This window comes from Nocardioides turkmenicus (assembly GCF_011045035.1).
Taxonomy (GTDB): Bacteria; Actinomycetota; Actinomycetes; order Propionibacteriales; family Nocardioidaceae; genus Nocardioides; species Nocardioides turkmenicus.
Genome location: NZ_JAALAA010000009.1, coordinates 150,818 through 162,767 on the forward strand (window position 1 = coordinate 150,818; position 11,950 = coordinate 162,767).

The following is an 11,950-nucleotide window of genomic DNA, read 5'->3' on the forward strand; positions in this document are numbered from 1 at the left end:
AACTCGGTGAAGGTGAACGCAGGCTTAACGAGGGACACAAAGTCGGTGGCAAATCAGTGTCAGTTCCGGGCACAGGAGATGAACAGGCAGGCCTCAAGCCTCTGTTAGACCTGAAATGCCTCAACAGCCCGCACTTCACCTGCCTGCACGTGCAGCACCATCAGCTCGCCCTTCTCCAGCTTCGGGTCGCGCACACCCAAGCCACCGAAGACCCACGGCAGCACCGGTCGGTGCGTGCAGATCACCGTCGGGACCGCCAGGTCACGCAGGAGGTCCGCAGCCAGGGCCGACACGCTACCTCCGTCCGCACCCTCCTCGCTCAGCAGTCTCATCTGCTCAGACGCGACGCCGGCGAGCCCGGCGTACGGCGCGACCGACTGCGTGCAGCGGGCGCTCGTCGAGGTGATCACCCGGCGGATGTCGTAGGCCATCAGCACACCGGCCAACGTGACCGCCTGGGCGCGGCCGGTGTCGTCGAGCGGCCGCTCCCGGTCGTCCCGGGACCAGGTCGAGCGGCCGACGGCCGAGGCGTGGCGGAGGATCACGAGGGGCGTGGTGGGGTGGCATACGTCCTCGGCCTGCTGCAACGTCTCCCGGTCGTGGGGGTAGGTGAGGCGGTCGCGCGCCTTCTCCACCGACATCCACTCGACGTCGTCGATCTCGTCGTTGATCTGGTAGCTGTCCACGTCGTCGTCGGCCCCGGACGCGATGCGGCCCACCCAGTAGTGGACCACCTTCTGCCCCGCCTCGACCGGGTAGCGCTGCTGCCGGAGCGGGCGACCGAGGGCGACCCGCAGGCCGGTCTCCTCGCGCACCTCGCGGATCGCGGCGACCGGCACCGGCTCGCCGGGATCGACCTTCCCCTTGGGGAAGGACCAGTCGTCGTACTTGGGTCTGTGGACCAACGCCACCTCGGGCAGGTCATGGTGCTCGCGAAAAACCACTACGCCGGCGGCCGGGATCTCGGGCATGGGCACAGGGTATGTCGTACGGGCCAGCGGTTCGTCTAAGGTTCGTCGGGATGCTCCGCACCCCCCAGCTTCTCGACCGGCCCCGGATGTGGGCCGGTCGTTCGTCCCGAGTCGTACGCGCCCACCCCCTGTTGACCATCGCGGTGGGCGTTGTCGTCGTCGCGCTCGTCATCTTCCTGGCCCGGGCGTGGGCGACCCGCGGGAGCGACCTGGACGAGGCGCTGCGGCTGGCTCCCGCCGAGGCGACCCGGGTCTCGTTCACCGACTGGGCCGCCATCCGCGAGAGCGTGGGTGCCGACCTCGATGCCGACTCCACCCCGGCGGAGGTCCACGAGATGATCGACGAGGCCTACACGAAGGACCTCACCTCGACCTCGGTGCTTCCCGACGCCTCGGGCCTGCTGCAGCAGCACTTCGGCTGGTCGCCGGCGACGCTCGACTGGGAGCTCTACACCCAGTCGACCGAGGGCGCGCTGATGATCGGACACCTCGAGGACATGGACGCCGACCATCTGGTCGACCAGCTCACCTCGATGGGTTTCGCCGCTCCGGAGGACGATCCCGCCGACGGCGGCGTCTGGGACGGCACCCTGGTCCCGTTCTCCACGTTCACCGACTCGGGCATCGACTCCACGATCACCCCGCAGGTCACCTACATCGCCTTCCTGCCCGAGCACGACCTCATCCTGGCCTCGGACGGCCGGCGCTACCTCAGCGACCAGGTCGAGAGCCTCGGCGACGGTGACCTGCACGAGCCGATGACGGCCGCGGCCGACCGTCTCGACAACCCGCTGTCGGCGTTCGTCTACGACGGCGACTTCACCTGCACCGAGATCGGTCTGGGCGGCGCGTCGGCCGCAGATCAGGACCAGGCGGACGGGCTCGTCGACGCCGCCGGCGACATCAACCCGATCGCGGGCTTCGCGATGGCGGCCGAGCGGAACGGTGACGTACGGGTCGCGATGTCGTTCGAGGACGACGACCAGGCGCGTACGAACGCCGACACCCGCGCCAAGCTCGCCGTCGGGCCGGCACCGGGTCAGGGCGGCACGTTCGAGGAGCGGTTCGAGCTCGGGAAGGTCGCCGCCGAGGACGAGGTCGTCACCATGCAGCTGAAACCGAAGGACGGTTCGGCCGTGCTCTCCGACCTGGCGAACGGGCCGCTGCTCTTCGCGACCTGCTGAGGACCTACGGGATGATCCCCAGGATGCGGTCGATCTCCTCCTGGGAGAGGTGATCCTCGGACTCGCTCGCGGCGACGATGAGGTTGGTGGTGAGCTCGACCTCGAGGAGCAGTTCGGGGTCTTCCAACGTCACATCGAACTGGTCAGCCACGCTCGCCGCCTCCTCACGCCACCTGGAAAAGCTCGTCTTCACATCATCGCCCAGTCTTGGTGGATCTGCGCGCTGATCCACCAAGAACCACCAAAAGTTGTCACATCAAGCGTGACACAGAAGCCTGAGAGGGCTCCAATCAGACCACGAGGCCCCAGCCACAGGCTGGGGCCTCGTTGCAGATGATCAGTGTCGGCTCACGCCGAACCCGAGATCGTCTTGCTGATCAGAGAGGACGAACGTTCTCCGCCTGCGGACCCTTCGGGCCCTGGGTGACGTCGAACTCGACCTTCTGGTTCTCGTCCAGGGTCTTGTAGCCCTGCGTCTGGATCGCCGAGTAGTGCACGAAGACGTCGTCGCCGCCGTCCTCCTGCGCGATGAAGCCGAAACCCTTCTCGGCGTTGAACCACTTAACGGTGCCCTGAGCCATCTGCTCGTTACTCCTTAGTCGGGGCGAGAGGCCACCAGGTTCGGTAGCCCCGCATCAGGGGCGGGTGACACGTCGCTCCGACCTGTGTTCCCGAACCGAGGCCCGGGCGAGCACAGAGCAGAAACGCCGTTGGATCACAAACTCCGCAGGCGTCAGACCTTCTGGAACTTGCACCCTGTTGCGGGAGTGACACTAGCAACTCGTGAGCCGGTGCGAACCCCCCTTCGCCGATCGTTTTACGCGCGAAGGGGTGAAGGTTGTGCAACAGAGCCATGAAACCGGCGCTCTCCGGGGTGCGTCGCGACCGGTATCCGGACATTCGAAGACCCCCGCCCGAGGTCCGGGCGAGGGTCTGTCCTGGTAGGCCGTGTCGGTCTCGAACCGACGACCCATGGATTAAAAGTCCACTGCTCTACCAACTGAGCTAACGGCCCGCCGGGAGTCTACCGGAGCAGCGGCCGTGGCCTATTCGTGGATGTCCCGCGACGGGCTCCGTCGCTCGCTGATGATCCGGGCGCACCGCTCGGCCGCGTCCGCACCCGTCAGCGCATGCTCCAGCAGGAGCTGTGTCCAGCGTTCGTAGCGGGCGACCTCGACCGGGTCGGCGATCTCGAGGTCGCCGACGCTGGTCTCGACGGTGACGATCCGGTCGCGCTGGTCCCAGCCGTGCTGGACCAGGACCGGGAAGCTCTCCAAGGGGACGATCCCGATGGTCGCCTGGGTCGTGGTCGCGAGCCGGGCGATGTGGTCGATCTGAGCGCGCATGATGTCGGGCGAACCCACCAGGTGGTGAAGGGCCGCCTCGCCGACCAGGAGGGTGATCGACCGGCCTTCCTCATAGAGGATCGCCGAGCGCCGCAGCCGCGCGGCGACGACCGCGGAGATCTCTGCTTGGTCCGCGTCATCACGCGAAGCACCCGCCAGGGCGAGCAGCGCGCGGGCGTAGTCGGGGGTCTGCAGCAGGTCGGGGACGCTGTGGGGCTGGAAACTGGCCAGGAGCTTCGCGGCACCCTCTGCAGCGGCGTAGGCCTCCTGATGCTGCTCGGCGGCTCCGTCGGCCGGACGGGCGTCGCGGAATGCCGCCTGCTCCTGGTCGGCACGGGCCCGCAGCGCGAGCAGCATCTCCTTGTCGGCCCCCACGGCTGCCGCCCAGGCACGGACCTCGGCCTCGGAGACGGCCTGTCGACCCGACTCGATCTTCGACACCTTCGGCTGCGACCAGCCCGAACCCAGGGCGTCCGCCAGTCCGGCCCCGGTCAGGCCGGCGGCGCGGCGGGCATCGCGGAGAGCATCGGTGAGCGCTTCACGGGCTCGACGGTCGGGGCGAGGCACGGCGCATCCTCCTTCAACGGGCTCGTCAGGGACCCATCCTGCCCGATGGGCATAGCGTACGTCCAGATGCTCATCATGCTTGGCAAGATCGAAATATTATGCTCCAATGTGTTCGGGGTCGACGCCGACAGGAAGGCAGTGCCGCGATGAGCATCCGACGGACCCAACCAGGGCGACCACGCCTGATCCCCTCCGATGCCACCTCCCCGCCGCGGGAGCAGATCCTCCATGCCGCGGCACAGCTGTTCGTCACCCAAGGCTTCGCAGCCACCTCGACCCGGGAGATCGCCGACGAGGTCGGGATCCGACAGGCCTCGCTCTACTACCACTTCACCGGCAAGGACGAGATCCTCGCCGAGCTCCTGGAGCGATCCGTACGGCCCACGGTCGACCGCATCGAGCGGATCGAGCAGCTCGCCCCGTCCGAGAGCCCCGAGACCGCGCTCTACGCGCTCGCGCTCGTCGACGTCCACACTCTCGCCGAGGCGCCGGACAACATCGGGCTGCTGGCCACCCATCCCGACGTGACCAGCAGCGAGGCGTTCGATGCCTTCCGGAGCACCCGCGCAGAGCTCGCCGACGCCTACGGACGGCTCGCCGCGCGGGCCGCGGTGCCCGCGGCCACCCACACCGCCGAGCCGCGCCACCTCGGCGAGATGCTCATCCATCTGGTCGAGGTCACCACCACGCTTCGCAGCATCGGCGTGACCATCGATGCGGAGACCGCCGATGCCATCGCCTCGACCTGCCTTCGCGCCTGCGGGATCCCCGACAGCCGCATCGTCACGGCGGCCTCAGCCGCGGCCACCATCGTCGACCGACTGTCGACGGCCGCTGACCACCATTAGCATTGAGCCATGTCAGAGAAAGCGCTTTCCGCAGCCGTGCGCATCGACAGCTCCCGTCCCGCCCGCTCGATCCTGCGCATCCTCGCCCGGCGTCCGGGACGGATGGCCCTGGCGGTCGGGGCCTTCGCGGTCAAGGAGATCCCGCTGTGGTTCCTGCCCGTGATCACTGCTGCCGTGATCGACATCGTGGCCACGGGTGGCAGCGTGCGCGACGTGCTGCTCTGGTTCGCGCTGGGCGCTCTCCTGCTGCTGCAGAACTTCCCCCACCACCTCGTCTACACCCACCAGTTCATGACGGTCGTGCGCGACACCGGAGCGCTGTTGCGCAACGCGCTCGCCGCCCGGCTGCAGAGCCTCTCGATCGGCTACCACTCGCGAGCGAGCTCGTCGGTGGTGCAGTCCAAGGTCGTGCGCGACGTCGAGAACATCGAGGTGATGCTCCAGCAGGTCACCCATCCCCTGCTCTCCTCGGCGATGGTGCTCGTCGGCGCGGTGGCGATGACCGCCGTCAAGGTCCCGGAGTTCCTGCCGGTCTACCTGCTGGCGATCCCGCTCGCCCTCGGCATGCGCTGGGCCTCCTCCCGCGGTTCCCGTGACCGCAACGAACACTTCCGCCGCGAGGTCGAGGGCTTCTCGGCGCGGGTCGGCGAGATGGCCACCCTCATCCCGATCACCCGCGCCCATGGCCTCGAGCAGACCGCGGTCACCAAGCTGGCGGCTGGAGCCGATGACGTACGTCGGGCCGGGCTGCACCTCGACATGCTCAACGGCCGGGTCGCCTCGCTCTCCTGGGTGTCGATGCAGCTGCTCGGCATCGCCTGCCTCGCCCTGGCCGCGGTCGTCTCGCTGACCGGGTTCCTGCCGATCACCGCCGGCGAGGTGGTGCTGCTGTCGAGCTACTTCGCGCTGCTCACCCAGGGTCTGACCCAGGTGCTCATGCTCATCCCGGTCGCCGCCCGCGGCATGGAGTCGGTGCGGTCGGTCGCGGAGGTGCTGGAGGAGCCCGACCTCGAGGACAACGAGGGCCGACGACGCGTGGACACCGTGCGTGGCGAGCTGGTCCTCGACCACGTGCGCCACCGCTACCCCGACGCCGAGGACGACGCCCTCCACGACCTGAACCTGACCATCCCGGCCGGCGAGACCGTGGCCTTCGTCGGCTCCTCCGGGTCCGGGAAGTCGACGCTGCTCAACCTGGTGCTCGGGTTCGTCCGGCCGACCTCCGGTCGGCTGCTGATCGACGGGGTCGACGCCCAGGAGCTCGACCTGCGTACCGTGCGCCGGCACGTCTCGGTGGTCCCGCAGGAGTCGGTGCTCTTCGAGGGCACCATCCGCGACAACGTCACCTACGGGATCCCCGACGCACCCGACGACGTCGTCCGCGCCGCTCTGCGCGACGCCAACGCGCTCGACTTCGTCGAGGCGCTGCCCGACGGCTGGGACACCGTCGTCGGCGAGCGCGGGGCCAGGCTGTCGGGCGGGCAGCGGCAGCGGATCGCCATCTCCCGGGCGCTCGTACGCAACCCACGCATCCTGCTGCTCGACGAGGCCACCAGCGCGCTGGACCCGGAGTCGGAGACCCTGGTCAAGGAGGCCCTCGGCCGGCTCATGCGCGGCCGGACGACGCTCGTCGTCGCCCACCGGCTGTCCACCATCCGGCAGGCCGACCGGATCGTCGTGCTGGAGCACGGCCGCATCGTCGAGCAGGGCTCTCACGACGACCTGGTCGCCCGGGCCGGCCGCTACGCCGCTCTCAACGAGTCCCAGGCGGGCTGAGGACACGACAGCGGCCCCCGACCGGCTCAATGCTGGTCGGGGGCCGCTGCGTACGAAAGAAGTGCTCTTTCAGTGGGTGCCGGTGATGCGGTCGAGCGGACCCGGCGTGTAGGGCGAGTTGGCCTCCAGGTAGGCGGAGAAGGCGTCGATGTCGAGGCCGCCGTAGTAGGGGTCGGTGCCCTTGGTGAAGGCCGCGAAGGCGTCACCGCCGCCCTGCAGGAAGTTGTTGGTCACGACCCGGTAGGACGCGGCCTTGTCGATCGGCTGACCGTTCAGCATGACGGAGCCGTCGACCGGACCCGAGGGGCTGATCTGGTAGGTGAAGCCCTTCGAGACCTGCAGGATCTTGTGGGAGCTGGCGTTGGCGCCGGCGACCTGCTGGGTGAGCAGGTCATAGATGTCCTGGCCGGTCATGGTCAGCGAGACCAGGTAGTTGTTGAACGGCTGGACGGTGAACGCCTCGTCGTAGGTGACGTCGCCGACGGCCTCGCCGTAGGGCGAGTTGGCCGCGGTCAGGTCGGCCCGGATGCCACCCGGGTTCATGAACGCGATCACCGGCACCTGGCCGTCGACCACCGTCGACTGGTCGGCGAGCTGGGCGTCGGCGATCAGGTCACCGAGCGCGGACTCCCCGGCGGGGCTCTGGTCACGCTTCACGTCGGTCGTGATCGAGCCGAGCACCCGGGAGGCGATCGGCTTGACCAGCTCCTTGTAGGTGTTGATGAGCGTGGTCTGCTCGGGGGCCTTGGCGATGTCCCGGGTGACGAGGAGGTTGGAGCCCTTGACCGAGGAGCGGACGATGTCGCGCGACTTGAGGTCGTACTTCAGGTTGGTCTCCGTGTAGAGCCGGCCGAAGGACGAGGCCGAGGTGATCAGACGGGACTTGCCGTCGGGGTCGGGCACGTCGCAGACGTAGGGGTTGTGGGTGTGGCCGGTGACCACCATGTCGATCTCGGGGTGGAGGTTCTGCGCGATCGGCACGATCGGCGAACCGGCGACCAGCTCGCCGCCGCCCTCGCAGGTGTAGTCGTACCTGGCGTTGACCTCGTAGACCTTGCCGGTGGCCGGGTCGGTCCACTTCTCCTTCGGCAGGTTCGCGCCCTCGTGGATGAGGGTCACGATCGCCTTGACGCCCTTCTTCTTCAGGACGGGCACGAGCGCGTTGGCGGTCTCGACCTCGTCCTTGAAGGTGAGGCCCTTGACGCCCTCGGCGGTGACGATGTCGGGGGTGGCCTCGAGGGTCATGCCGATGAAGCCGATCTTGACGCCGTCCAGCTCCTTGATGGAGTACGCCGGCAGGATCGTCTTGCCGCTCGCGTCCTCGATCACGTTGGAGGCGAGGATGTCGAAGTCGGCGCCCTGGTATTCGTGGGCGGCGCAGGAGTTCTGGTTGTCCTTGCCGTCGCCGTCGTCGATGCAGCCGCCGGCGTCGATGCGCTGGAGCTCCTTGTAGCCCTCGTCGAACTCGTGGTTGCCGACCGCGGTCACGTCCAGGCCGAGCTTGTTGAGCGCCTCGATGGAGGGCTCGTCGTGGAACGCGGCCGAGAGCAGCGGCGAGGCACCGATCAGGTCGCCCGCGGCCACGGTCAGGGAACGGTCGTGACCCTTGCGGGCCTCGGCCAGGTGAGAGGCGAGGTATTCCACGCCGCCCACGTTGACGGTGTCGTCGACCGGCTTGCCGGTGGCCGGGTCGATGTGGTGACCGGTGATCAGACGTCCGCTCGAACCCGACGGCGCCTCGAGATTGCCGTGGAAGTCGTTGAACGAGAGCAGCTGGACGTCGACCAGGTGCTTCCTGGCGCTGTCGGGCTGCGCCGAGGCAGAGGTCGCGACCGGAGTGGCGACTGCGGCGGCCGCGAGCGCGACGGCGGCAACGGCCACAGCGGGGCGAAGCTTTCGGGTGTTACGAGGCATTGCGGGGCTCCCCATCTCAGTGTTAGACGAAGGGAACAATGCCCCTTCGGGTTCTGATTGTGAAGAGGTAACAGGATTACCGCCGCCGAATCGTCATCAACCGTTAATCAGCCGAAAAATTCGGTAGCGTCCACCGCTCCGCCGGCCTCCTCGAACTCGTCGCGGACCGCCTCGCGCAGGATCGCGTCGGAGAGGTAGTCGGCAGCCACCCCGGCGAGACCGTAGGCGGCATCGACGAGCACCTCGTCGGCGTACGGGGTGACCGCGGCAGCGGCGAACTCGCGGCTGTGCAGGGACACGTCGGGCTCGGCGATCTTGACCATCGCGTGCAGCCCGGGGACCCGGAAGGAGACGTTGCCGAAGTCGGTGGAGCCGGCGAGCAGGTCCGGGACGACGCCGGGCGCGAGGACGGTGTGGTTGCGCTCCTGGTAGCGGCGGTTCCACGCCTGCGCGAGCCCGGAGTTGTTGCGGATCGGCAGGTAGACCGGCGACTCGTCCCAGCTGAACTCGACCCCGCACCCGGTCATCAGCGCCGCTCCCATGGCCATCTCCTCCAGCCGCTGGGAGAGGATCTTGAGCGTCTCGGGGTAGGCGGAGCGTACGTAGAACTCGACCGAGGCGTGCTCCGGGATCACGTTGGGGCGCAGGCCGCCCTCGGTGATGATCGCGTGCACCCGGTCGGTCGGCGGCATCTGCTGTCGGTTGAGCGCGACACCGGTGTAGAGCAGGTTGGCCGCATCCAGGGCGTTGCGCCCCATGAACGGCTGGATCGAGGCGTGCGCCGGCACCCCGACGTACGTCACCTTGAGCTGCCTCCGGCCGAGGAAAACCGGCTCGGAGCTGTCATACGTGAACGGGTGGACCATGATCGCCGCGTCGACGCCGTCGAAGGCGCCCTTCTGCGCCATCAGCTCCTTGCCTCCGCCGCCCTCCTCGGCCGGCGTGCCGAGCCAGATCACGCGACCGCCGAGCTTGTCGATCACGCTCGCGATGGCCAGGAACGCGCCCACGCCGACGGTCGCGATCAGGTTGTGGCCGCAGCCGTGGCCGATGCCGGGGAGCGCGTCGTACTCGGAGAGCACCGCGACCGTCGGGCCCTCCTTCGTCCCGCCGACCGACGCGTAGAGCGCCGTCGGCAGACCGTAGGCGCCACGGGCCACCTCGATGCCGTGCGCCTCGACGAACTCCGCGAGCCCGGCCGAGCTCCGGTGCTCCTCGAAGCCGGTCTCGGGGTGCTCGGCGAGGTCGTGGGAGACGGCGACCAGCTCGGGCCCGAGGTCCGTGAGCCGGTCGCGGATCGCGTCCAGGATCCCCCTCGGCGCGCCCGGCGAGCTCGACTCGACCGCCTTCATGGCGAGCGCCTTGGCATCCGCCTCGTCGCGAAGCTGGTTGACCAGGAACGAGTTCGGCCGCTGCGGCATCGTCATGGCGCCAGAGGTTATCGGTGACACATCACCTGTCGCTGAGAGCCCAGCCGTCGGCGACGATGCGCGCCTCGTCGGCGGGCCGTGAGGAGTCGAACAACGTACGCCACCCCTGGCTGACCACGATGCCGTCGACGTGGATCCCGCGCCCCTGCGAGGACGAGTCGGTCTCGTAGGTCCACCTGACCGCGACGGTGCCCGCCGGGAGGTCGGCCCGGCCGCGCAGCCAGCGCCTACCGCCGTAGCCGTTGACCGCCTCGCTGGTCTCCCAGCTCCAGTCGCCGCCCTCGAGCGTCCAGGGCAGCGCGCTGAAGCTGGTGCCGTCGGTGGAGTACTGCAGCCGGCCGAAGTCGAAGCGTGGCTCGGTGTCGAACCGATAGTCGAAGCTGAGCTTCGCGCCGTCGGTGGCCGCGAGCGGCACGTCGAGCGTCGCCTTCCTGGAGTTGACCCGACCCGAGAACCACGACGCCCGCCCCCTCGCCGGCCGGACCGCCGACGCCATCCCGAGCGCGTCGGAGACCGCGCGACGGGAGGGGTTGTTGCTCCCCCAGTCGCGGCTCGGGTGGACGCGGTTGGTCATGAGCACGACGAGCTGGTGGCCGATCGGGTCCATCACGATGCTGGTGCCGGTGTAACCGGTGTGTCCGAAGGAGACCGGGGACCAGATCGGGCCGTGATACCAGGTCGTGGCGAGCTCCCAGCCGAGGCCGCGGGAGCTGGTGAACCGGCTGCCGGTGTAGTCACGCAGGCTCAGCCTGACCGTCTCCTCCTTCAGGATCCTGGTGCCGTTGTAGACCCCACCGTTGAGGAACATCTGGCCGAACCTCGCCATGTCCGCGGCGGTCGAGAAGACTCCCGCGTGGCCGGCCACGCCGCCCAGCGCCCAGGCGTTCTCGTCGTGCACCTCGCCGCGGATCATCGGCCGGCCGGCCCACGGCTGGTACTCGGTGGCGGCGACCCGGTCGAGGCGGTCGGCGGGCGGGTTGTACATGGTGTCCCGCATGCCCAGCGGCTCGGTGATGTGGTCGCGGACGTAGGCGTCCACCTTCTTCCCCGACAGCCGCTCGATCAGCAGGCCGAGGGTGATCAGGTTGATGTCGGAGTAGCGGTAGATCTGCTCGGGCGCGTGCGTCGGCTTGGTGTTCATGATCGCCGCGACCCGCTCCTCGTACGTGTCGTAGCCCGCCCACAGCGACGGCGACGGGCCGGCGAGCAGCCCGGAGACATGGGTGAGCAGGTGGCGCACCAGGATCGCTTCCTTGCCGTTCGGCGCGAACTCCGGCAGGTAGGTGACCACCGGGGCCTCGAGGTCGAGGCTGCCCTGCTCCATCAGCTGGAGGATCGCGGTCGCGGTGAAGAGCTTCGACATCGAGGCGATGTCCCACATCGTCTCCGTCGTCGCCGCGACCTGCTGGGCGGCCGGGAGCTCGACGACGGTGGTGCCGTCCATGCCGTAGCGGACCGCCTTGCCCGCGCTCTCGTGGGCCACGACGACGCCGTCCTTGACCGCGATCGCGGTGGCCCCCGCGTACAGGGGGTGGGCGGGGTTCTCCGTCGTCGGCTCGAGGAACCGGGTCAGCTCGGAGCGGATCGTCGCGATCTGCGTCGGGTCGAGGCCGACCTGGCGGGCATGGCCCGGACGCAGGACGGTGCGCGGGGTGAAGGTGAGCTCGTCGGGCGTGATCGTCGGCGGCCGGCCCGCCAGCGAGGCGAGCGTCCGGGACGCCCTGGTCGGGTCCTCCGGGGTCGAGGCCACCGCGGCGCCGCCGAGGAGAGTCATCGCGACTCCACCCAGGGAGCCGCCGAGAAGAGCGCGCCGCGAGGTCATGAGCATGTCCGGAGACGGAGTCATACCCCGATAGTGCCGCGCCGGGACCGGCTTCGTGGGCGAAAGGAAATTTTCTTTCATGAGCCGGTCTC

The 11,950-nt window shown here is 68.9% G+C and carries 10 protein-coding genes and 1 tRNA gene; 3 read left to right on the forward strand and 8 right to left on the reverse strand.

The window, feature by feature from the left end; all coding sequences use genetic code 11:
* Window positions 1–104 precede the first annotated feature (104 nt).
* On the reverse strand, window positions 105–971 hold the full coding sequence (locus G5C66_RS12620) for an NUDIX hydrolase (protein WP_165111315.1): 867 nt from the start codon (window positions 969–971) through the stop codon (window positions 105–107).
* Window positions 972–1,021: 50 nt separating this feature from the next.
* On the opposite strand from G5C66_RS12620, the gene G5C66_RS12625 reads away from it, so the two are divergent.
* Window positions 1,022–2,155 (forward strand): hypothetical protein, encoded by a 1,134-nt coding sequence (locus G5C66_RS12625; RefSeq protein WP_165111316.1) that lies wholly within the window; start codon window positions 1,022–1,024, stop codon window positions 2,153–2,155.
* A 4-nt stretch (window positions 2,156–2,159) separates the two neighbouring features.
* On the opposite strand, the gene G5C66_RS12630 is transcribed toward G5C66_RS12625, so the two are convergent.
* From G5C66_RS12630 to G5C66_RS12645, 4 genes are all read right to left on the reverse strand, one after another.
* Window positions 2,160–2,306, reverse strand: coding sequence for a hypothetical protein (locus G5C66_RS12630; protein ID WP_165111317.1), 147 nt, complete (start codon window positions 2,304–2,306; stop codon window positions 2,160–2,162).
* Between the two features lie 226 nt (window positions 2,307–2,532).
* Entirely contained in the window at window positions 2,533–2,736 is a 204-nt protein-coding gene (locus G5C66_RS12635) for a cold-shock protein (RefSeq protein WP_008360626.1), read from the reverse strand.
* A gap of 358 nt (window positions 2,737–3,094) precedes the next feature.
* A tRNA-Lys gene (locus G5C66_RS12640) sits at window positions 3,095–3,170 on the reverse strand.
* 31 nt (window positions 3,171–3,201) lie between these two features.
* Window positions 3,202–4,068, reverse strand: a complete 867-nt coding sequence (locus tag G5C66_RS12645; protein ID WP_165111318.1) for a Scr1 family TA system antitoxin-like transcriptional regulator — start codon at window positions 4,066–4,068, stop codon at window positions 3,202–3,204.
* A 146-nt stretch (window positions 4,069–4,214) separates the two neighbouring features.
* Here G5C66_RS12645 and G5C66_RS12650 point away from each other — a divergent pair, with 146 nt between their 5' ends.
* Both G5C66_RS12650 and G5C66_RS12655 read left to right on the forward strand, forming a co-directional pair.
* The gene (locus tag G5C66_RS12650) at window positions 4,215–4,916 is read left to right on the forward strand and encodes a TetR/AcrR family transcriptional regulator (RefSeq protein WP_165111319.1); all 702 of its coding nucleotides are present in this window, start codon (window positions 4,215–4,217) and stop codon (window positions 4,914–4,916) included.
* A 9-nt stretch (window positions 4,917–4,925) separates the two neighbouring features.
* Window positions 4,926–6,692: an ABC transporter ATP-binding protein gene (locus G5C66_RS12655; protein WP_165111320.1), complete on the forward strand. Its 1,767-nt coding sequence runs from the start codon at window positions 4,926–4,928 to the stop codon at window positions 6,690–6,692.
* 69 nt (window positions 6,693–6,761) lie between these two features.
* On the opposite strand, the gene G5C66_RS12660 is transcribed toward G5C66_RS12655, so the two are convergent.
* The 3 genes from G5C66_RS12660 to G5C66_RS12670 form a co-directional block, all read right to left on the reverse strand.
* Window positions 6,762–8,606 (reverse strand): bifunctional metallophosphatase/5'-nucleotidase, encoded by a 1,845-nt coding sequence (locus G5C66_RS12660; protein WP_206444018.1) that lies wholly within the window; start codon window positions 8,604–8,606, stop codon window positions 6,762–6,764.
* Between the two features lie 107 nt (window positions 8,607–8,713).
* On the reverse strand, window positions 8,714–10,033 hold the full coding sequence (locus G5C66_RS12665) for a M20 family metallopeptidase (protein WP_165111321.1): 1,320 nt from the start codon (window positions 10,031–10,033) through the stop codon (window positions 8,714–8,716).
* Window positions 10,034–10,058: 25 nt separating this feature from the next.
* Entirely contained in the window at window positions 10,059–11,882 is a 1,824-nt protein-coding gene (locus G5C66_RS12670; protein WP_165111322.1) for a serine hydrolase domain-containing protein, read from the reverse strand.
* Window positions 11,883–11,950 lie beyond the last annotated feature (68 nt).